Origin of the sequence: Ruminiclostridium cellobioparum DSM 1351 = ATCC 15832 (genome assembly GCF_000621505.1) — a bacterium.
GTDB classification, from domain to species: Bacteria; Bacillota; Clostridia; order Acetivibrionales; family DSM-1351; genus Ruminiclostridium; species Ruminiclostridium cellobioparum.
The window spans coordinates 172,265-195,451 of sequence record NZ_KK211289.1 but is presented as its reverse complement, the minus strand read 5'-3'; the positions used below and the strand labels follow the sequence as shown (position 1 = coordinate 195,451).

General features: G+C 43.4%; 14 protein-coding genes. 10 read left to right on the top strand and 4 right to left on the bottom strand.

The window, feature by feature from the left end; translation table 11 throughout:
* The first annotated feature begins 211 nt into the window (after positions 1-211).
* The 5 genes from T344_RS0120235 to T344_RS0120215 all read left to right on the top strand — a co-directional run bounded on the left by T344_RS0120235 (position 212) and on the right by T344_RS0120215 (position 9,255).
* On the top strand, positions 212-2,116 hold the full coding sequence (locus T344_RS0120235; RefSeq protein WP_051572096.1) for a sialate O-acetylesterase: 1,905 nt from the start codon (positions 212-214) through the stop codon (positions 2,114-2,116).
* 70 nt (positions 2,117-2,186) lie between these two features.
* Positions 2,187-3,797 (top strand): mannitol dehydrogenase family protein, encoded by a 1,611-nt coding sequence (locus T344_RS0120230; RefSeq protein ID WP_027630194.1) that lies wholly within the window; start codon positions 2,187-2,189, stop codon positions 3,795-3,797.
* A 12-nt stretch (positions 3,798-3,809) separates the two neighbouring features.
* Positions 3,810-4,895, top strand: coding sequence for a mannonate dehydratase (gene uxuA / locus T344_RS0120225; protein WP_027630193.1), 1,086 nt, complete (start codon positions 3,810-3,812; stop codon positions 4,893-4,895).
* Positions 4,896-4,972: 77 nt separating this feature from the next.
* Positions 4,973-7,060, top strand: coding sequence for an alpha-glucuronidase family glycosyl hydrolase (locus T344_RS0120220; RefSeq protein WP_051572094.1), 2,088 nt, complete (start codon positions 4,973-4,975; stop codon positions 7,058-7,060).
* Positions 7,061-7,083: 23 nt separating this feature from the next.
* The gene (locus tag T344_RS0120215) at positions 7,084-9,255 is read left to right on the top strand and encodes a glycoside hydrolase family 3 C-terminal domain-containing protein (RefSeq protein ID WP_027630191.1); all 2,172 of its coding nucleotides are present in this window, start codon (positions 7,084-7,086) and stop codon (positions 9,253-9,255) included.
* Positions 9,256-9,630: 375 nt separating this feature from the next.
* On the opposite strand, the gene T344_RS0120210 is transcribed toward T344_RS0120215, so the two are convergent.
* Positions 9,631-10,485 carry an AraC family transcriptional regulator gene (locus T344_RS0120210; RefSeq protein ID WP_027630190.1) on the bottom strand — a complete coding sequence of 285 codons (855 nt, stop codon included), beginning with the start codon at positions 10,483-10,485 and terminating at the stop codon, positions 9,631-9,633.
* Between the two features lie 276 nt (positions 10,486-10,761).
* On the opposite strand from T344_RS0120210, the gene T344_RS0120205 reads away from it, so the two are divergent.
* Complete coding sequence (locus T344_RS0120205) at positions 10,762-13,824, top strand: glycoside hydrolase family 2 TIM barrel-domain containing protein (protein ID WP_027630189.1); 3,063 nt, start codon at positions 10,762-10,764, stop codon at positions 13,822-13,824.
* A 153-nt stretch (positions 13,825-13,977) separates the two neighbouring features.
* On the opposite strand, the gene T344_RS0120200 is transcribed toward T344_RS0120205, so the two are convergent.
* Both T344_RS0120200 and T344_RS0120195 read right to left on the bottom strand, forming a co-directional pair.
* Positions 13,978-15,141 carry a Gfo/Idh/MocA family protein gene (locus tag T344_RS0120200; RefSeq protein ID WP_027630188.1) on the bottom strand — a complete coding sequence of 388 codons (1,164 nt, stop codon included), beginning with the start codon at positions 15,139-15,141 and terminating at the stop codon, positions 13,978-13,980.
* A gap of 12 nt (positions 15,142-15,153) precedes the next feature.
* Positions 15,154-16,143 carry a sugar phosphate isomerase/epimerase family protein gene (locus T344_RS0120195; RefSeq protein ID WP_027630187.1) on the bottom strand — a complete coding sequence of 330 codons (990 nt, stop codon included), beginning with the start codon at positions 16,141-16,143 and terminating at the stop codon, positions 15,154-15,156.
* Between the two features lie 414 nt (positions 16,144-16,557).
* Between T344_RS0120195 and T344_RS0120190 the strand changes: the two genes are divergently transcribed.
* The 4 genes from T344_RS0120190 (at position 16,558) to T344_RS0120175 (ending at position 21,850) form a co-directional block, all read left to right on the top strand.
* Positions 16,558-17,808, top strand: coding sequence for an oxidoreductase (locus T344_RS0120190; protein WP_027630186.1), 1,251 nt, complete (start codon positions 16,558-16,560; stop codon positions 17,806-17,808).
* Between the two features lie 337 nt (positions 17,809-18,145).
* Positions 18,146-19,645: a sugar ABC transporter ATP-binding protein gene (locus tag T344_RS0120185; RefSeq protein ID WP_027630185.1), complete on the top strand. Its 1,500-nt coding sequence runs from the start codon at positions 18,146-18,148 to the stop codon at positions 19,643-19,645.
* A complete protein-coding gene (locus T344_RS0120180; RefSeq protein ID WP_004623753.1) occupies positions 19,642-20,619 on the top strand; it encodes an ABC transporter permease in 978 nt (325 codons plus the stop codon). Before T344_RS0120185 ends, T344_RS0120180 begins: the two co-directional genes overlap by 4 nt.
* A 67-nt stretch (positions 20,620-20,686) precedes the next feature.
* Positions 20,687-21,850 carry a sugar ABC transporter substrate-binding protein gene (locus tag T344_RS0120175; protein ID WP_027630183.1) on the top strand — a complete coding sequence of 388 codons (1,164 nt, stop codon included), beginning with the start codon at positions 20,687-20,689 and terminating at the stop codon, positions 21,848-21,850.
* Between the two features lie 387 nt (positions 21,851-22,237).
* Here T344_RS0120175 and T344_RS0120165 read toward each other — a convergent pair whose 3' ends face one another.
* Entirely contained in the window at positions 22,238-23,107 is an 870-nt protein-coding gene (locus T344_RS0120165) for a helix-turn-helix transcriptional regulator (RefSeq protein ID WP_027630181.1), read from the bottom strand.
* Positions 23,108-23,187 lie beyond the last annotated feature (80 nt).

Genomic DNA, 23,187 nt, shown 5'->3' with positions numbered 1-23,187 from the left:
TGTATTATAATATGATTCTATCATAGCAATTATTGCAAGTCAAACGGCAATATAAACATATTAGTAGCAAGTAGTCATTAGTATAATTTATGTAAGGAAAAACGTGAAGACTTTCATTCTGGAGTGATTTATATATTGACTGGGCTTTAATGGACAATAAAAATGCCCGGAAAAGATATTGGCAAAAAGTGCTCATTTAGGAGAGGCTAAAATGGATAAAACACAGGATACAGGGAGTAATGACAGAAAGCTTAAACTCCCGCGTTTGATAAGTGACGGCATGGTTCTGCAAAGAGGGACTGCCGTAAGGATATGGGGGTGGGCCGGGGCTGGTGAAAACGTAACGGTTGAATTTATCGGCAAGTGTTACAAAACCCGGACCGATGAGGAAGGCTGCTGGGAGATTTTTCTGGAGGATTTGAAGGCCGGAGGCCCGTACGACATGGAAATCAAGACTTCCACAGTCATAATGGTAAGGGATGTCTTAGTGGGAGAAGTTTGGGTTTGCTCAGGTCAGTCCAATATGGAACTGCCCATGGAAAGAGTAAAGGATCAATATCCTGCCGATATGGTCAATTGTGATTATCCGCAAATACGGCAGTTTAATGTAGCACTGAGGTGTGAATTCAATACACCCCATTCCGATCTTGCAGAAGGAGGCTGGGAGGCGGCAAGTCCGGAAACCATCAGTGGATTTTCGGCTGTGGGATATTTCTTTTCCAGGGCCATCCATGAAAAGTATCAGGTACCTGTGGGTTTTATAAAGGCAGCCATCGGAGGCTCTCCAATTGAGTCATGGATAAGCGGGGCGGCATTAAAACCATATCCTGAAGTTTTGGAAAGGCTTCTCCCATATAAAGATGACAATTACGTAAAAAAAGTTCTGACCGGTGATGAAAAAGCCACCAATTCATGGTATGAAAATCTGGATAAACATGATGCAGGTATGACTTCCGGAGAATTGCCCTGGTATTCCGATGAAGTGGACACAAGTGGGTGGGAAGACATGGATTTACCGGCAAGGTTTGAAAATGAAGGCCTTGAGGGATTAAATGGAGCCGTATGGTTCAGAAAAGAAATAGAGGTTCCGGAAAATATGCTGAATAAGCCGGCCAGGCTCTGGCTGGGCAGGATAGTTGACAGTGACAAAACCTATGTAAACGGAAAGTTTGTCGGGGAAATAACGTACCAATATCCCCCGAGAAAGTATGATATCCCGGCAGATTTGCTGCGAAAAGGCAAGAATACCATCACGGTAAGGGTCACAAGCAACAATGGAAATGGTGAATTTATTTCCGGCAAGCAATATACGCTGACAGCCGGAGGTCATACCATTGATTTGACCGGTCAATGGAAATACAGGGTGGGAGCGGTTTGTGGTCCTTTGCCCGAAGCCACTTTCATTCAATGGCAGCCAACGGCTTTGTATAACGGGATGCTGGCCCCTCTTACAAATTATACCGTCAAGGGTGCGCTGTGGTATCAGGGTGAGGCAAATACCTCAAGGCCGTCGGAGTACTTCAGCCTTATGAAGACCATGATTGAAAACTGGAGACAGGGATGGAAGCAAAGTAACCTTCCATTCATATTTGTGCAGCTACCCAACTACGGAACAGCCGATATGCTGCCCTCTGAAAGCCAGTGGGCCCAGCTTCGCGAAGCCCAGCTTGATTCACTGCAGATACCCGGTACTGCCATGGTTGTTGCTATTGACCTGGGGGAGTGGAATGATATGCACCCGCTGCGCAAAAAAGATGTGGGAGAAAGACTTGCACTGGCGGCCCGGAGTGAGGCATATGGTGAAGAAATAATTTCTTCCGGCCCAATATTTAAGGATATGAAAATAAAAGACAACAGGATAGCAATTGAATTTTTCAATACAGGAAGCGGATTAAAGGCCGGAAATGGCAAGGAGTTGAAACATTTTGCCATAGCAGGTGACGATGAGATATTTAAATGGGCTGAAGCCAGGATCGAAGGTAACACGGTAGTAGTGTGGAATGACAGCATTTCAATGCCCAAAGCGGTGAGATATGCCTGGGCCGACAATCCGGAAGCTGCCAATTTGATGAATGAGGAAGGACTGCCGGCATCGCCCTTCCGCACAGACAGATGATGATGCCGCTATTGACCCTTAAAACCGGGTGAAGTATAAGAATTGCTAAAAAATAAATTTGGAGATAAACATGGAGTTGAACAGAAAAAGTTTGGAGAACAGCTTTTGGCAGCAGGCAGGTTTTGAAATACCGGAGTTTGATATGGAACAGATGCTGGATAAAACATACGAAGCGCCGGTATGGGTTCATTTTGGAGCGGGGAATATCTTCAGAGGTTTTATTGCCGCCCTTCAGCAGAAGCTGCTGGAGGACGGAAAAGCGGAAAAGGGTATAATTGCGGTAGCTCCTAATGATAATATGATAATTGAAGAGATATATAAGCCGTCGGACAATCTGACTATTTTGGTACATCTTCTTCCTGACGGCACACTGGAGAAAAAGATCATAGCCAGTGTGTCTGAAAGCCTTGTGGGAAATACCGATATAACTGCCGACTGGCAGCGGCTGAGTGAAATTTTCTGCAAGTCCTCGCTGCAGCTTGTAAGTTTCACCGTCACTGAAAAGGGCTATGGGCTGACAGCTATATCGGGGGATTTTTTAACCTCAGTCAAAGAGGATATACAGAACGGTCCTGAAAGTCCCAGGAGCCTTGCGGCAAAAATTGCTTCGCTGCTTTACCTCAGGTATAGGGCGGGAGAATTGCCCATAGCACTGGTAAGCATGGATAATTGTTCTCACAATGGAGATATCCTTAAAGAGTCAATAAAAACGATGGCTGCTTATTGGCTTAAAGGCGGATTTGTTGAGGAGGGCTACCTTGATTACATTGATAATCCGGAGAAGGTGGCTTTTCCCTGCACAATGGTGGATAAAATAACCCCCAGGCCTTCGGAGGCGGTGGATAAAACTTTGAAGGAGCTGGGGATCCAGGGCACTAAAATAATTTGCACTGCAAAAAATTCATATTTATCCCAATTTGTAAATGCAGAAAAGCCTCAATATCTCGTTGTTGAGGATAAGTTCCCAAATGGCCGCCCTCCTTTGGAGGAGGCGGGAGTTTATTTCACAGACAAAGCTACCGTAGACAAGGTTGAAAAAATGAAGGTTACAACCTGTCTGAATCCATTACATACAGCCCTGGCTATTTTCGGATGCCTTCTGGGATACAGGCTCATAGCCGACGAGATGAAGGATAAGCAGTTGAAGAGACTTGTGGAAAGAATGGGGTATGAGGAAGGAATGCCTGTTGTTGTCAATCCCGGTATAATTGATCCTGCCGGATTTATTGATGAGGTTTTGAAACAAAGGCTGCCAAATCCGTTTATTCCCGATACGCCGCAGAGAATTGCCTGCGATACCTCGCAAAAAATCCCGGTACGCTTCGGGGAGACCATCAAAACATATGTTAATCATTCCACACTGGATGCCGGAAAATTGACGTTTATACCTCTTGTTATAGCCGGCTGGTGCCGTTATCTTATAGGAATAGATGATTCGGGCGATGAGATGGAGCTAAGTCCCGATCCCATGCTGGATGAACTCAGAACGTATATCCAGGGAATAAAGCTGGGGAGCGCCGATACTGCCGGAAACTGTCTTAGGCCCCTGCTTTCCAACGAAAGGATATTCGGATTGGATTTGTATCAGGCCGGCCTGGGGGGCAAAATTGAAGGCTTCTTCTGCGAAATGCTGGAAGGCAGGAATGCTGTCAGAAAAGTTCTTGAAAAGTATGTTATATGAGGAGATGATTTTTTGAAAATTACATTCAGATGGTTTGGAGAAAAGGACGATAGTATAACTCTGGAACAAATCAGGCAGATACCGGCCGTTACCGGAGTGGTGGGCGCATTGTACGACGTGCCTGTGGGTGATGTATGGCCCATGGAAAAAATTCTGTCACTGAAAAATTCAGTGGAAAAAGCAGGATTGGAGCTGGAGGTAATAGAAAGTGTCAATATCCATGAAGATATTAAACTGGGCCTTCCTTCCAGAGATCAATATATAGAAAATTACAGGCAGTGTATCAGAAATCTTGGAAAAGCTGGAGTCAGGGTTATTTGCTACAATTTTATGCCGGTATTTGACTGGCTTAGATCAGAACTTGCCCACAAACTGCCCGACGGCTCGGAGGTTCTCTATTATGACCACAATGCTGTAAAGCATATAGATCCTGTCAAGCTGGTAGAGGATATGGCCACAAATTCAAACGGATTTGCATTGCCGGGCTGGGAACCAGAGAGATTGGCCGAATTGAAGGATACACTGGAAAAATACAAAAGTGTGGATGAAGAGAAGCTGTTTGAAAATCTTAAATATTTTCTTGAGGGAATAATACCTGTATGTGAGGAAGCAGACGTAAAAATGGCAATACATCCGGATGATCCGCCATGGTCACTTTTCGGACTGCCAAGAATAGTAACCTGCAGGGAGAACCTTGACAGGCTTGTGAAGCTGGTGGACAGCCCGTATAACGGCTTGACCCTTTGCAGCGGTTCTCTGGGTGCAAATCCGGAAAATAACATACCCGAGATCATCAGATATTTTGGAGGTATGGGAAGAATCCATTTCGGACATGTAAGAAATGTAAAGTTCATCGGTGACAGGGTATTCCATGAGACCTCACACCTGTCCGGAGATGGTTCGCTGGATTTGTTTGAAATAATGAAAGCTTACCATGATATAAATTTCAAAGGGTATATCAGGCCGGACCACGGCAGGATGATCTGGAGTGAAAAGGCAAGACCGGGATACGGCCTGTATGACAGGGCTTTGGGAATTGCTTATCTGAACGGACTTTGGGAAGCTATTGAAAAAATGAAAAAACTTCAGAATAAATAAAAAGTATTAATGTATTATATATAGCAACTTGCAGTAACAATTAAACTATAAATTCATAGAAGTCAGGGAGGAAACTGATGAGTAATTTTGTGGTTGCAGGCAATCCGAAAAGTACTTCCATGTACAAGTGCTGGCTTAAATATTACAAGCTTGAAAATAAAAAATTGTCCGGTGAATATGAAAATCTCTTGAGAAACATCGTGATTAAAGAGAATACGGCAATTACACAAAGTGCGGTAAATGAATTGAAAAGGGGCCTGGCCGGGATTCTGGGAATCAGGCCCGAGATTTCTGAAGAACCGGCAAAACCGGCTTTTCTGATGCTTGGAACTCTTTCAGGGAATAAAAGTATTGCCGGGCTGCTGGGCAGGGAAAAGCAAAACCTGGGAGAAGAGGGTTTTATAATAAAGCTCCTGACAGAGAATGAACAAAAGCAGCTTCTGGTTGCCGGAAAAACCGACAGAGGGCTGTTATACGGTGTATTCAGCCTGCTGAGACTCATTCAGACAGGAACCGGGTTGGATGAACTGCCAAGAATTGAAAATCCTGTAAATCAGCTGAGAATGGTAAACCATTGGGACAATATGGACGGAAGTATCGAAAGAGGCTACGCAGGAAAGTCGATATTCTACAAAAACAATAAAATAACAGGAAACCTCGCAAGGATAGGCGACTACGCAAGAATACTGGCCTCGGTGGGTATAAATGCCATAGCCATAAATAACGTTAATGTGCATAAAATTGAAACCCTGCTGATAACCGACAGATATATAAAGGATGCAGCAAAGCTGAATGAAATATTCCGCAGCTATGGAATCAAGCTCTTCCTGAGTATAAACTTTGCCAGTCCCCTATCCACAGGAGAGCTTTCTACTGCTGATCCTCTGGATAAAGAGGTACGGAAGTGGTGGAAAAACAGGGCGGAATTTATTTATTCGCATATGCCCGATTTTGGAGGTTTTCTTGTAAAGGCCGATTCAGAAGGCAGGCCGGGTCCGTTTACCTACGGGCGCACTCACGCAGACGGGGCAAATATGCTTGCTGAGGCCTTGAAACCGCATGGCGGCCTTGTTATCTGGAGATGCTTCGTCTACAACTGCCTGCAGGATTGGAGAGACCGTACCATTGACAGGGCAAAAGCTGCTTATGACCACTTTATGCCGCTGGACGGAGCCTTTGCAGAAAATGTATTGCTTCAAATAAAGAACGGGCCCATGGATTTCCAGGTGCGTGAACCTGTTTCCCCGCTCATAGGCGGCCTGGAAAAAACAAATCAGGTGCTGGAGCTTCAAACAACCCAGGAGTACACAGGACAGCAAAAACATTTGTGCTATCTGGTACCTATGTGGAAAGAGGTATTGGATTTTGACACCTGCGCAAAAGGACGGGGTACAAGTGTAAAGAAAATTATAAGCCGTGAGGTGTTTAAAAATAAATACGGCGGGTTTGCCACTGTTACAAATATCGGTGACGACACCAACTGGACAGGGCACCAGATGGCCCAGGCAAATACCTTTGGGTATGCGCGGCTGGCCTGGGACCCCGAACTGACCTCGGAAGAAATCGCCGAAAGCTGGATAAGGCTTACCTATTCAAATGACAGAATACTGGTGGGCACCATAAAGGATATGCTTCTGGGCTCCTGGAGGACTTATGAAAACTATACGTCACCTCTGGGCATCGGCTGGATGGTCAATCCGAACCATCATTACGGCCCAAATGTCGACGGCTATGAGTATGACAAGTGGGGGACCTACCACCGGGCAGACCACAAAGGTATTGGTGTGGACAGAACTGTCAGGAACGGAACCGGCTATGCGGGGCAATATCATAAGGAGGTGGCCCGTCTCTATGAAAATGTTGAGACATGCCCGGAGGAATTACTGCTGTTCTTCCACTACATCCCTTATGATTACAGGTTGAAATCAGGGGAGACCTTGATACAATACATCTATAACACTCACTTTGAAGGCGTTGAACAGGCAGAGGAGTTAAAGAGAAAATGGGAAAGCCTTAAGGATAAGGTAGAGGAGGATGTATTCGATCACGTAATGGAGAGGCTGGAAGGACAAATAGCACACTCAAAAGAGTGGAGGGACATTATCAACACCTATTTCTTCAGAAAGACCGGAATACCTGATGAGCTGGGCAGAAAAATATATTAGAGCAAAACCAATTTGGAGATTTTATGGACAATATTCCTGATTATTTGAATAAAGAATTGAGTTTTGAGGCCAGAGCAAAGGATCTGGTCACAAGGATGACCCTGGAGGAAAAAGTTACACAGATGCTTTACAGTGCCCCGGCAATCCCCCGTTTGGGCGTGAGGGCATACAACTGGTGGAATGAAGCACTCCATGGAGTTGCAAGGGCGGGGACGGCTACAATGTTTCCCCAGGCAATAGGCATGGCCGCAACCTTTGATGAAGAGCTCCTGTATAAGGCAGCCGATATAATATCAACCGAAGGCAGGGCAAAATACCATGAAGCGCTGAAGTATGACGACACGGATATTTACAAGGGGTTGACCTTTTGGGCTCCCAATGTGAATATATTCAGGGACCCCAGATGGGGCCGCGGGCATGAAACCTACGGGGAAGATCCTTACCTGGCAGGAAAGCTGGGAGTGGCTTTTGTGAAAGGACTTCAGGGAAATGATGATAAATACCTGAAGACGGCTGCCTGCGCCAAGCACTTTGCAGTGCACAGCGGCCCCGAGGGAGAACGCCACAGCTTCAACGCCGTAGTTTCCAGGAAGGACATGTATGAAACCTACCTTCCGGCCTTTAAGGAATGTGTCAAAAAGGCAGGGGTTGAAGCTGTCATGGGTGCATACAACAGAACCAACGGGGAGCCCTGCTGCGGAAGCAAAACCCTGCTGAAGGATATTCTCAGGGACCAATGGGGCTTCAAGGGCCATGTAACCTCAGATTGCTGGGCAATAAAGGATTTTCACGAAAACCACATGGTTACAAGGACCGCACCCGAATCTGCGGCCCTGGCTGTTAACAACGGCTGTGATCTCAATTGCGGAAATATGTATATCAATCTTCTGATTGCCCACAAGGAAGGGCTTGTGACCGAAGCACAGATAGATCAGTCGGTTGTCAGGCTGATGACCGCGAGAATGAAGCTGGGCATGTTTGATGACGACAAGGATGTGCCCTATGCCTCAATTCCCTTTGAGCTTAACGACTGTGACCGGCACAGGGAGTTCTCTCTTGAGCTGGCCAAAAAGTCGCTTGTGTTACTGAAAAATGCCCATAATACCCTTCCTCTGGACAGGGAAAGGATAAAAACAATTGCAGTCATAGGCCCTAATGCAGACAACAGAAATGCCCTGACAGGCAATTATTTCGGAACTGCCTCACGTTATACCACAGTGTTGGAAGGAATTCAAAATGCTGTTAAGCCGGGTACAAGGGTATATTATTCGGCGGGCTGCCATTTATTTAAAGAGAAGCCCGGGCTTGCAGCTCCCAAAAACTTTTTCGGCGAAGCAGTTGCAATGGCCCAACGGTCCGATGCGGTGGTATTATGCCTTGGACTTGATGCCACACTGGAGGGTGAACAGGGGGATGTATCCAATGAGTATGCGGGCGGAGACAAGTCAGATCTGAATTTGCCCGGGCATCAGCAGGAACTTCTCGAAACTATTTGCAAAACAGGAAAACCGGTTATACTGGTACTGCTGTCAGGCAGTGCGCTTGCAGTAAACTGGGCCCATGAACATGTGCAGGCTATAGTACAGGCCTGGTATCCGGGTGCCGAAGGAGGAAAAGCCGTAGCATCACTGCTCTTTGGTGAATTCAGCCCCAGCGGAAGGCTGCCGGTTACCTTTTACAGAACGTCGGAAGAACTGCCCGACTACTGCGACTATTCCATGAGAAACCGGACATACAGATATATGGAGAATGAAGCTCTCTATCCCTTCGGCTACGGATTAAGCTATTCCAATTTTGAGTACGGAGAAATGCTGATTGACAGAAGCAAGCTCAATACGGGTGAGGAATTCAGCTGCCGTGTTACCCTTAAGAATACCGGCAAATATGAAGCCGATGAGATAGTCCAGCTTTACCTGGAGGATGTGGAGGCAAGTGTCGAAGTGCCCAGGTGGCAGCTCTCAGGCATAAAAAGAGTACATCTTTTGCCGGGGGAGACAACTGAGGTTTCCTTTACCGTTGCTCCAAGGCAAATGGCCCTCATAGATAATGACGGCAGGTGTATTCTGGAACCGGGCCGGTTTAATGTATACGTATCCGGCAGCCAGCCCGACAGGAGAAGCCTGGAACTGACAGGCGGCAAAGCGGCCAGGGGAAGCTTTGAACTGACCGGAACAAGGATGGAGATTGAGTACTGACAAACATACTTGTATAATTTAACTCGTTGCGCCGGTTAAACTCTTGTTTTGATTTACTGAAAGATTTAATTGGGATCAACTGGTACGTGAGGACAACTTCATAAAATAAGATGCACGGTTAAAAGCAATTGCTATAAATTGTCGACAAAGTTAAAGTGGTTTTACCGGCAAAGCAGCAGGACGCTGCTTTGAGCTTCAAACCGAGATAGGACGCCGAGTTTGAGCGACGGTAAAACTGCTTTAAATGAGGCGATACAATTTTTGAAATTGTTTTGGGTGCGTTCTTATTTTTGAAGTTAGTACCGAAGTTACCAGTTGATATAAAAATTTATATAAGTAAAGCAAATTTTAGATCAATTGGCACAACAAGTTAATTTACGCCTGTGTTTCCAGTCTGTTTTTATATTCCCTGGGAGACTGTCCGGTATTTTTCTTAAAAATCCTGCTGAAATAGAAGGGGTTGTCATAGCCTACAATGGATGATATTTCAGAAATGTTGAATGAGGAGCTTGGTAAAAGCTCCTTTGCTTTTGCTACTCTGATATCGGTTATATACTGCTGCGGAGTCATGCCTGTGTAGGTCTTAAAGCAGTTGATAAACCAACAGGTACTCATATTGCACATTTTGGCATACTCCGTTACACTTTGCTTTTGCGTAAAATTTTTATTCATCAGTTCAATAATATTCTGCAGTTGTTCATTTATCCGGTGGATATTGGAGCTCCCCTCGGACATGTTTCTGGACATAAGGGACAGAAGCTCCAGGGCATAAAGGTTTGACAACTCGAAAAAGTGTTTTCTCCTCAGCTGCAGTTCTCTTATTATTTTCTCGAATATTGGTATATAATTATTCTTAATTCCAACATTGAACAGAGAGCCGCCTTCAAAGTCCAAATTATTAAGATAAGTTCCGGCCTGTGCTCCCGAAAAATGAAGCCAATACACTTCGGGAGTGTTTTCCAGATGATATATGTAATATTGAGGTTGACGAGGCAGGTAAATAACAGCAGAGCCTTCTTCTACTGTCATAAGCTCTCCTTCAATTTTAAAATCTGCGGTACCCTTGGCCACATAAAGGAGCTGATAATCCGGTCTTCCTTCGGACCGGCTTGTTTCAAAGGATGCCTGTTTTACCAGCCTGTAATAACCGCAGCTGTTTACAGAAAAAAAGTTCTTGCTGTCAACAATATCCTCGTCTGCATCATTAATATAGCCCGATATATTTATCATGTTTTTACTCCTTTTGCTTACTCCGTTTAGTTTTTATTGTAATTATTAAAAAGAGATTTATTTACACATACTATATTTCGAATACAAATTTGATCTGTTAATACCGATTTTTAAATGGATTATATCTATATTTTATACTATTTACACCGGCAGCACAAATGTGTCTGTTTAATTTTGTGCAGGTTTTATTCTATTTTATTAATGGAATCGGGTATAACCGGAATGTATAATTTAAATTAAGATATGCACTTATTAATTCGAAAGCGGTGACAAAAATTGTTGGTAAAAAACTATTATGAAGATCCCAAAACCCTTCATGTAGGGACCATGGAGGACAGGGCGTACTATATCCCCTATCCGGACGGAAATGCGGCAATACCCGGGGACAGAAACACCTCCTGTCGTTTTCAGCTTTTAAACGGGCAGTGGAGTTTTAAATATTTCAACAGTATTTATGATTTAACAGAGGAATTTTACCTGCCTGATTTTGACCACACCCGTTTTGACAGCATCCCCGTGCCTTCAGTCTGGCAAAATCATGGCTATGACAGGCACCAATACACAAATGTCAAATATCCCTTTCCTTTCGATCCCCCTTATGTGCCGGTGGAAAATCCATGCGGAGCCTATGTAAGACAATTTGAAATAGCTGCAGGCAATGAAGATATGAAAAAATACATTAATTTTGAGGGTGTGGATTCCTGCTACTATCTCTGGATAAACGGTGTATTCGTGGGCTACAGCCAGGTTTCACACTCCACAAGCGAATTTGACATAACGGATTTCGTCAGGGAAGGTACAAACACCATTGCAGTGCTTGTTTTAAAATGGTGTGACGGGAGCTATTTGGAGGATCAGGACAAATTCAGGACCTCGGGTATATTCCGTGATGTCTATATACTCTATCGTCCTCAGGAACACATACGGGATTTCTTCGTAAAAACAGCACTGTCGGATAACTATAAAAAGGCAGACATTACGGTTGAACTTGAATACCTGGATGGGAAGCCGGTACCGGCAGACTATGTGCTCCTGGCTGCCGATGCAAGAACCGAGTTGGAAAGAGGAGCTGTGCAGGAGGGGAATTTCTGTATAAATCTGGAAAATCCTCAGCTCTGGAATGCCGAACAGCCGAATTTATATACTTTGGTTTTGAATACGGCCCGGGAAGCCATAGCCATAAAGGTTGGCATCAGGGAGATAAAAATAATTGACGGTGTTGTGTACCTGAATGGAGAAAAAATCAAATTCAGAGGAGTGAACAGGCACGACAGCAATCCGGTCACAGGCCCTGCCGTGACAGTAGAGGATATGCTGAAGGACCTCACACTGATGAAGCAGCACAACATAAATGCAATACGTACCAGCCACTACCCCAATGCGCCTGTGTTTACCGAATTTTGCGACAAATACGGTTTTTATGTTATTGCTGAGGCTGATATTGAAACCCACGGCACAACAACTATTTTCGGCGGGGGACAGGATGGCAAAGCCTTTCCGATGCTGGCACACGATCCGGATTATGAGGCTTCAATACTGGACCGGGTTAAGAAAAATGTGATCAGGGATAAGAATCATGCGTGTGTTGTAATCTGGTCTCTTGGCAATGAGTCGGGCTTCGGCAGAAACTTCGAAAGTGCATTGAGATGGATAAAGGGCTATGACACCAGCAGACTGACACATTACGAGAGCGCTCATTACACTCCCGAAGGCTATAAATGTGATTTCAGCAATTTGGACTTATTCAGCTGCATGTATGCCTCAATAGAATATATTAAAAAATATTTTGAAGAAGTCAGAGGAGATAAGCCGTTCATACAATGTGAATATATTCATGCAATGGGCAATGGGCCGGGAGATATTGAAGACTATCACGATTTGATTCAAAAATATGACGGCTTCTGCGGCGGCTTTGTGTGGGAATGGTGCGATCATGCCGTCTATATGGGCAGAACTGAAGACGGAAGGGAAAAGTATTACTATGGGGGTGATTTCGGAGAATTCCCCCATGACGGAAATTTCTGTATGGATGGGCTTGTTTACCCCGACAGAAGGATCCATACGGGTCTGCTGGAGTATAAGAATGTGATCAGGCCGCTGAGGCTGGTAAAGGAGAACCCAAAAGAGGGGAAATTCACATTCCGGAATATGCTGGACTTTGTGAATACAGGGGATTACCTTTATGTATCCTACAGTGTGGCAAGGAACGGTGAAGTGATTGCCCGGGGAATTATAGAGGATGAAAGTATCCTGAATATCAAGCCCCATGAGGAAAAAGTTATTTATCTGACATTTGACCAGCCTATTGAAGGGGATTGCTATATTAAATTTGATTATCACCAAAAAAACGATCTTGCTTTAACAAAGAGGGGACATCTCCTGGGCTTTGACCAGGTTAAAGCGGCAGTTGACAGGATTGGGCTGAAGGAGGACAGAATCAAAAGCCTGCTGGGGGAATATGACTCTCCAAAGGGCGAAATGTCCTTTAGTGAGACTGACAGATATATATTCGTATCGGGGGTTAACTTCAAGTACACCTATAATAAACTGACAGGTGCTTTTGAAAGGATGGTCTATGATAATAATGTGCTCCTTGAAAAGCCCATGAACTATAATATCTGGAGAGCGCCTACCGACAATGACAGGAATGTGCGGGGAAAATGGGAGGAATGCGGTTACGACCGGGCTTTCTCAAGAGCTTATGCCACACAGGTATCCATGGAGGACAGCAACATCAGAATAATAACGGAGCTATCCGTTACCGCTGTCCATATTCAAAGGATACTGGATATAAGTACGGAATGGAATATTGCCGGCGACGGTGCAATATCGGTGAATATGCAGGTGGAAAAGAATATGGAGACTCCATACCTGCCGCGTTTCGGCCTCAGACTGTTCCTGCCTCAGGAAATCAACAAGGTTGAATACTTTGGCTTCGGGCCCTATGAAAGCTATGCCGACAAGCGCAGAGCCTCATATATTGACAGGTTTACAGCCAGGGTGGACAATTTGCACGAGGACTATATCAAACCGCAGGAAAACGGAAGTCACTGGGGCTGCCACTACGTAAAAGTCAGCTCGGATTCCGGTCTTGGTCTGCTGGTTTTGGATGATGAGCCTTTCGGTTTTAATGCTTCTTACTATACTCAGGAGGAATTAACCAGCAAGCTGCATAATTTTGAACTTGAAAAGAGCGGCAGTACCGTTCTCTGCCTGGATTATGCCCAGAGCGGCATAGGCTCCAACAGCTGTGGACCGGAATTGATAGAAAAATACAGGCTTAACGCACAGCGGTTCCATACCACAATGCTGTTGAAACCATTTGTGAGAAGTGAGTAAGAACCCGTAAAAATTATAAGCAATATGTAATAAAAAGTTCTATGAAGTGAAAAAGCAGGAATCCTCCAAATTTGTATACAATTTGGAGGATTCCTGCTTTTATATACTTTTATTTATTCAAAAATATGTTTGAGAGCCTCTTTTTTCACTGCTTTAGCTGATCTCATCCGGTGCAGTCCAAACAGAGTCATTTTTTGCACTCCTGACCACAGCATGAATGAACCTGACACCTTCAACCCCATTTTCAATTTGGGGGAAATCCATATCTTCTGCTAATAGCTTTTCTCCGTTGATTGTTTTCAGAACGGCACTTAAATAAGTTTTGTAAATATTGGCGAAGGCTTCATAGTAGCCCTCCGGATGTCCGCTGGGTATGCGGTTCAATTGGGCGGCTCTTCCGGTGATATATCCTGTACCTCTTTCATAAACGGCTGATGGCTGTCCTTTAAGTGTAACCTTTAGCTGATTTGGCTGCTCCTGCCTCCATTCAATTGCACCTTTAGTGCCAAAGATCCTCACAGTTAAGCCGTTTGCATAGCCTACGGCTACCTGCGAGCAGGAATAAACTCCGCCGGCACCGTTGTCAAAGTCTATAAGTATGTTTGCATTCAAGTCCAGAGGCTGGTTGAAGTAATCCAGTTTGGCTGCAACGCGCTTGATTTTCAATCCGGTCATATATGCAACGGTATTTTCAATGTGAGTACCAATATCCCCTACACAGTTGGATATACCCGAAACTTCAGGATCTGTCCTCCAACCTGACAGCTTGGCAGTTTGGGAAGCACTGCTGCCGACGGAGTCTATAAGCCATTCCTGCAAATATTCCGCATTAACATTGATTATCCTGCCTATTGCACCTTCCTCTATAAGCTGCTTGGCCTGTTTCACCATACCATAGCCTGAATAGGCGTATGTGACCGCAAAAAGCAGTCCTCTATCACGGGCAATTTTTTGCAATTCCTCCGCATTGCTTATTTCAGAACAGAGTGGTTTTTCGCATACAACATTGATATCATGGAGCAAAAATTCTTTTGCAATATCATAATGCGAGCAATTGGGGGTGACAATACAAACAAAATCAATTTTATCATTCCTCAGACTTTCTTTTTGGGCCATTTCCCTGTAATCCGGATAAACCCTGTCTGATGGCAGGCCATAGTAACTTCCGGTGTCAAGATTGTTTTGCCTGTTTGAACTGAAGCATCCTGCCGACAGTTCGGCATTAATTTCAAAATTAAGAGCGTTTTTATGAACTCTTCCGATAAAAGAATTTAAACTTCCGCCAACCATGCCATAACGAACAATACTGCGCTTCATTTTACAACCTCCTCAGCTTTTAATTGCATCGTCAAACTTTACATTTGAAGGAGCGAAATCCACTTTTTTTACAAACGCCGCTGCTTCTGCTCCGCCATACTCTCTCTCCATACCGCTGTCTTCCCATTCCACTGACAAAGGACCCTGGTAATTATATCGGTTTAAAACGCGGATTATTTCTTCAAAATTCACATCCCCATGCCCTAAAGAGCGGAAATTCCATCCTCTTCTCAAATCTCCGAAATCAACATGTGAACCCAGTAATCCGGATTTTCCATCCAGGGTTACTGCCGCATCCTTCATATGCACGTGATATACTTTGTGGATGAAATCATTCAGGAAGATATGGGGCTTGATTCCCTGCCATATAAGGTGGCTTGGGTCAAAGTTCAGTCCGAATTCTTCATGGCCGGCAAATTTTTGAAGGAGTTTTTCGGTGGTATAGTAATCAAATGCGATTTCACCGGGATGAACCTCCAAGGCAAACTTTATGCCGTTTTCCTTAAACACGTCCAGTATTGGAGTCCACAGGCGGACAATTTCGTCAAAACCTTCCTCAACCATTGCTTCAGTTGTCTGAGGGAAGGAGTACAGGTATTTCCATATGGGAGATCCGGTAAAACCGGTGACAACCTTTGCGCCAAGCCGTTTTGCAGCAATTGCGCAATACTTCATTTCCTGGGTAGCCCAGGCACGGATTCCCTCGGGATTGTTCCAGTATTCCTTGGGAGCGAAGTTGTTCAGTCTTGTGTCAGGCCCGTCTCCTACACATTGGCCTATAATATGTGCCCCGATTGCTTCACATTTCAAATCATACTTTTTTAAAGTATCCAGAATGTATTGCACGTAACTTTCATCCTTTGCTGCCTTTGATGGATTTAAATGATTGCCCCAGCATGCGATTTCCAAGCCTTCATAGCCCATTTGCCCGGCTTTTTGACACATAGTATCAAATTCCAGATCAGCCCACTGCCCTGTAAATAATGTTACCATTCTGCCCATTATATAGCCTCCTTTGGATTAATAATTATTAAAAGCCTTATACCCTCTATTGACAATGTACAAAACGCCTCACGCCGGCTATTTTGCCACTTTTCTTTGTTGTCGTCCTTGCCTTGTGCCTTGCAAGCGGCTTCAACGCGTCCGCAGGGCAAATCCACCACTCAAAAACGTATTGTACATTGTTAATAGAGGGTACTCTCTAATGTTATAATACAAATCCGGTATTTATAATTCCTGAATAATACTTGATAAATGCTAATATAAACCTAGTACAATATACAGACTACTAGTTTTTTATTAGTATTTTACAGTCATTTTATAGGCGTTGTTCTTTTTCTCATTTGGTTTAAACTATAAGCATCAGATGAGCTCATTCGCATCAAACCAAATAATTTCTAAAGGAGTGTTTCAAAAATGAGTGAATTAAGTCCGCTTTTCAAACCCTTGAAGATTGGCAGCAGGGTAGCCCCAAACCGTATAGTTATCAATGCTATGGAATGCTGTGATGCTTTGCCGAATGGTGATCCGAGTCCGGAAACTTATGCACGTTATGAAAGACTGTTTGAAGGTAAAGCCGGTATTGTTGTTTTAGAGGCTATCACACCCCAGTACGAGCATAGATCCCGTAAAGATCAGCTTTCAATCAGAGAGCACAATATACCGGCGCTGAAGAAATTTGTTGCACACCTTAAAAAAATAAATCCTGAAACTATTTTATTATTTCAGATCACACATTCAGGTGAAATAAGCAATCCTGAGTTTTCAACCAGAATACGCGTTACCAAAGAACCGCTTCCCGGCTATGAGGATGCAAAACTTGTGGGGGAAAAGGAAATCGATGAAGTAATCGCTCTTTACATACAGGGGGCAAAATATGCTTATGAAGTTGGAGCTGACGGAGTAGATCTCAAGCTCTGCCATGGCTACCTGGGTTCTCAGATTCTCAGACCTTACAACAAAGAGAACTGGAAATACGGAGGCAGCTGGGAAAACCGCAAGCAGTTTGCAGTTAATATTTACGACGGTGTACGTGCGGCTATTCCCGACCCGAATTTCATAATTGGTTCAAAAATTTCGATTTATGAAGGATTTCCGGGCGGCTGCGGGACCTTGAATGCAAACAGTGCATGTATGGACCTCACAGAATCAATAGACCTGATAAAAACATTGGAAGCTCATGGAGCAAACTTCGTACTGCAGTCGGCAGGTTCGCCTTCCATTACTCTGGATCTGGCACACCCTGACGTACGTACTCCCGACTATGCTTATATTCACTTCTATCTGCAGAAGGTATGCCGCGAAAATCTGAAACCCGAAACAGCAGTAATAGGTTCCGGTTATTCAATATACAGGGATGGAAGAAAAGGCTTCCATGCAGTTAAGCGGGAAAATAATACGCTTCGCTTCTGGGGAGAGAAGAACATTAGTGACGGCATTGTTGACGCTATAGCAATTGGACGTCAGTCTTATGCAGATCCTTATCTCCCGGCAAAGATGGAGAAAAACGATGATGCATCCATTAAGTGGTGCACTCTTTGCGACCACTGCGTAGAGATGCTGATCACCCAGACAAAAGTAGGATGTGCGACCTTTGACAGGAAATATACCGATGAGTATGTAAATATGATTAAAACAAAGGGCGGAATCAAAGAAAAGCACACTTAATGTTTTGACGGTTTATGAAAGTTGAACAATAATATCTAAAATTAAGGTGTTGTTAATGCTATCGTATATCACGAATTGATTTTATATAACTCATTAAATCTGAAGAAATAGATACTTTATGTATACTTATATCATTGGCAGCACCTTGTCTTTTTAACCCTGGCATAAGATTTGACCCCATTGGAGATTTGTATCAAGCAATTCAAACCTACCTAATTGGTCTTCTTATGCTTTTTTTTAAAGTTTTGGGTTGGTTTTATCAGAAGCATCATGGACAAAAAAAGTGTTAGTAAAGTTTTCGCCAGTATTTAGAAGGGATAAAGGGGGCAATTAATTAATGCCTGAAAAAAAATGTTTACTCGATATTCAAGGAATATCAAAACAATTCTCCGGGGTAACTGTATTTTCTGATTTTGATTTTCAGGTTTACGAGGGAGAAGTCCACTGCTTGTGCGGAGAAAATGGGGCGGGGAAATCCACCTTTATTAAAATTTTAGCAGGAGCGCATCAAAGGGACGGCGGTGAAATCAATATAGAGGGAAATCCGCTGCAAGGAAAACTAAATCCGGCATTGTGTATGAAATTGGGTATTCAGACAATATACCAGGAACATACTCTTATGCAAAATATGAGTGTTATGGAAAATCTCTTTATTGGAAAAGAGGTAACAAAAAGACTTGTTTTGGACCGCAGACAAATGTACAAAGAAACTCTTGACGTTCTGGCCAAGATCGGTGTGACAGGACTGGATCCTCAAACACCTGTGAGGCTGCTGGGCACTGCTCAACAAAAGTTTGTTGAAATTGCAAAAGCATTTGTACAGGAGGCCAGGGTCATTATAATGGATGAACCAACCGCATCCTTCGGCTGTCATGAAATAGAACAGCTGATGAGTGTTATCCAGGCGCTTAAAGAAAAAGGAGTAGGCATTATATATATTTCACATCATCTTGAAGAGGTGTTCCGTATTGCAGATAAGGTCACAGTAATACGTGACGGAAGAAAAATAAGGACATATGACAGAACTGAGATTGATGAGGCTTCCATAATAAGGGATATGGTAGGCCGGGATGCCTCCATGTTTTATAGCAGAGAGGCAGCCGGAATAGGCGAAACTGTTATGGAAGTACAAAATCTTTCGGGTGGTGGAGTGAAAGACATATCTTTTTCGCTGCGGAAAGGTGAAGTTTTGGGGTTCGCAGGTTTGGTAGGAGCAGGACGCACAGAGATGGCCGAACTGTTATTCGGAAAGAAAATTCCTGAATCAGGTGAAATCATGATTTCAGGAGAAAAAGTCAGATTCAAAGCGCCAAAAGACGCTATAAAGGCCGGATTATGCATGATAACTGAAGACAGGCAGCTTACCGGTTTATTTACAAGACAGAAAAACTCTCTTAACACGATTTTGGCGCATTCGGCGAAATTTCCGGTCAGATTTATGCATCCGGACAGGGATAAAGAAACCTGCTGTGAGTATATTGAAAAGCTGAAAATAAAATGCAAGGGCCCTGATCAGCAAGTGCGTTTTCTGTCAGGGGGAAACCAGCAGAAAGTAATTCTATCCAAGTGGTTCCATTCAGACGGAAGCATTTACATTTTTGATGAACCGACACGGGGAGTAGACATTGGAGCAAAGGAGGAGATTTATAAGGTAATGGTGGAGCTGTGCAGGCAGGGTAAATCTATTATCATGATATCCTCCGATATGCCCGAGGTCATCGCAATGAGTGACAGGGTAATGGTTATGAAAGATGGGAGCATTCTTGCAGAGCTTTCAAAAGAGGATGCCGATTCAGAGACAATACTATCGTATGCACTGGGAGGATGTAAAATATGAGTAACAGCCAAATTGAAAAATCAGCATTTGTAAATACATCTGTCAGGAAAAGATTATTCGCAAATGATAATATTTTTTTATTTTTAGGGTTAATTATATACATAATAGTCTGTTCAATAATAGCCCCTAATTTTGCCACCGGCTATAATGTAAGTATTGTGCTTGAACAACTGGCTGTCCCCGGAATCCTTTCAGTGGGGATGTGTGTTTTAATGATCTCGGGGGGAATTGACCTGTCGGTGGGTACTCTGCTTTCCTTTGCTGCATGTTCCATGGCCTGGCTGATATATGGAGGCACACCGGTTGTAATTGCGGTCATTGTCGGTGTATTGATTTGTGTAGTCTGTAATTTTCTCATGGGTCTGCTGCTGTCGCGGACTTCTCTGGAACCATTTATCGTATCGGTGGGAGCAATGATTATTTATAAGGGATTTGCGTTAATAACCACAAATGGCGCTGAATACCCTATTCCCGGGAAATTCGGCTTTGCAACCAATATAAGATTTTTCAACCTTCCCCTAATGGTATACATAATGATATTGGTATACATAATATTTGCACTGCTTCTAAGGTATACAAAATTCGGACGCTGGCTTTATGCAGTGGGCGATAATGAAGAAGCGTCGTTTCTTGCAGGAATAAGTGTCAGAAATTTTAAGCTTTCTGTTTATGTTATCAACGGACTGGTTGTTGCATTAGCTACTATTTTAATGCTTTCAAGAAATGAAGTTGGAAATCCCTATCTTGGTACAGACCTTGAAATGAGAGCTATTGCGTCCGCTGTTGTCGGAGGTACTGCATTATCAGGGGGCAAGGGAAATATTGTTGGAACACTGTTGGGAACCATATGGATGGGCATAATCTCCAACTCCTTGAACGTTATAGGCGTATCTGCGTTCTGGCAGTATGTGGTCACAGGAGGAATCATTGTTGTAGCGGTGTTCGTTAATAATTTGAGATACAAGGTGGCATAAACCCAAATTAATTCGAAATTTGTGACAGTGGTCATAAAAATAAAAAAATAACAGGGGGAAAATCATCATGAAAAAAGTATTAACTCTGGTTCTGGCAGTTGTTCTGCTATTAACTGCAGCAGCCGGTTGCGGCAGCAATGGCGCAAACACGGCTGTCCAAAGCAAGGAATCAAGTCCGGGTACGGCAGCATCCGGCAGTACCGTTTCATCTGGGGAAAAAGGAAAGAATATAGGATTTATACTGGCAGGTTCTGATATTTATTATCAGAAGGGCTACGAAGTTTTTGAGGCGCTTGCCGGGGAAGAGGGCTGGAAGGTGACCAAAACCACATCAGACTACGATCCTAAAAAGGAAACAAACAATGTTCAGGATATGGTAGCCAAAAAAGTCGATGCAATTGTTTTGTGTACAGTCAATTCATCAAATGGTTCCAAAGCCGGAGAAATAGCCAATAAAGCAGGCATTCCCATATTCTACATCACATCGATTCCCGATCCGAAGGGCCCTGGAAAGCCTGACGGATGCGTTTCAGGTCCATGGTATGAAGGCGGATATGAAATAGGTGTTCTCGTGGGTAAAAATTATCCTGCAACTGCGAAAATAGTAACTGTTGAAGGCGGATACGGACAGGCTATAGCAGAACTTCATAGAATGGGCTTCCTGGATGCGCTTGCTGAAACTTGGGGAAAAACACCGAAGCAGGTTTTTGACGATAATATTGTTTATAACCAGACAGGTGGTTTTATGACCGATAAGGCCCAGACAGTAATGCAGGATGCAATATCTAAGACCGGCGGAAATTTTGATCTGGTTTATGTTCATAATGAAGCCATGATGGATGGTGTACTGAAAGCAATAAAGAGTACCGGCAAGACATATCCCGTATACGCCATAAACGGAAAGGAAACTACAATCCAGCAGATTAAGGAGGGAACCGTAGAGGCTACGGTCTCGATTCCCCCTTCAAGTGAAGGAGAAATGGTATTCCAGCAGGTTAAGGCCAAATTCAAGGGTGAAACATATCCGGTATATTTGAAGAATATCTATGTTCCGGTTGATAAAAGCAATGTTGAAACCGCTTCAATTCTTCCGTGGCTGGATTCCAAAAATTACGTTGAAATGTCCAAAGCAGGAAAAACAGGCATTGACATAATGAAATTGAAGGACAGCGGCCCAACGGATCCTGATTGGAGCGAGATGCTGGATCTGAACGGTGCCAAGAGCAAATAACGGTTAATAAACACAACTGTCCTTACCGGCATGTTCAAAATGCCGGTAAGGACGATGCAGCTTCTATTTGATAATATTCTGCCTATAACCTATGGATGCGGTAATAGCAAAGTACGGATTGGAGGGAAGTGTTATGCTGTATTGCAAGTATTGCAACTATCTTAAGATTATTAAGGATAATGACCGGCAAACAGATAAACAGGTATATTTATGTGAATTAGCCGGTATTATCTTTGATTGTGACATTGAATCTCTGATTATAGACTATCCATGCAATAGCATCTCTCTATCGAACAACGCAGAAAATATAAAATTAATTAAAGCGTAAAAACGTAGGCTAAAGCATAATAGCAGCTTTGCATTTATTATTCATATACTGCAGCCTGATTACAGATGTGTTTCCAGATATACCTGCAGATTGTCCTCACGTTTTAAATTCAATTTTTTTCTGATGTTGGCCCGGTGATAATCAACAGCTTTTTTAGTAATACACAGTCTGTCTGCAATTTCCTTGCTGGCGCAATTTTGTTTAATGAGCGAAGCTACCTGTAATTCTCTGGGCGTTAAGGTGCTTACCTGTGATGGACGGATTTTTGTCAGCGGGAAAATGATTTCGTCAATAATACCGCTTACCATATGGATATCTTCTTCCTTTACCACTTTCTTAAGATAATTTAGAGAGGGTTTTACATACCGCTCCACATTGTTTACAATAATTTTTTCCAACTCGTCCCTGCTGTGTTCACGGTTTTTTAACGTATTTATCAAAATGCTTTTTTGTTCCTCCAGATCACGGAAGTTGTCCTCTGCAATTTTCCGAAGTGTTATGTCGCGGACATACTCAATAATTAAAATTACGTCATTGTTTTTGTTCAAAAGCGGAACTGCAAAAAGCTGCTGCCATCCCAGATCCTTATTGTCCAGCTGGTATCTAACCACCTCCACTTGAGGCTGCTTTGTTTCCAGTGCCTTTATGCAGGGACATACTTCACAGGGAGTATTAATGTTATGGAAACGTTGGTAGCACTTTTCAGAAGTTGATTCCGATTTATTATGATACCAATGCTTCATTACGGTATTGGCATATTTAATAGTTAAAGTCGAGTCTAAAACGCTGATACCATCCTGAATAATATCAACAATCAATTTAAACAATTCAGAGGAAGAGGATAATGAATATACATCATCAGAAACATAATTGCTGCAAATATCAGGAGTAAATACCCATTCACTATTTGTTTCAGGTTTTACAATCATGAAAGACTACCACCTTTGCATATTTTATTTGAATAGCAAGTTTTGGAGTAAACGATTTAATCAGGAACCAGTTATTATGC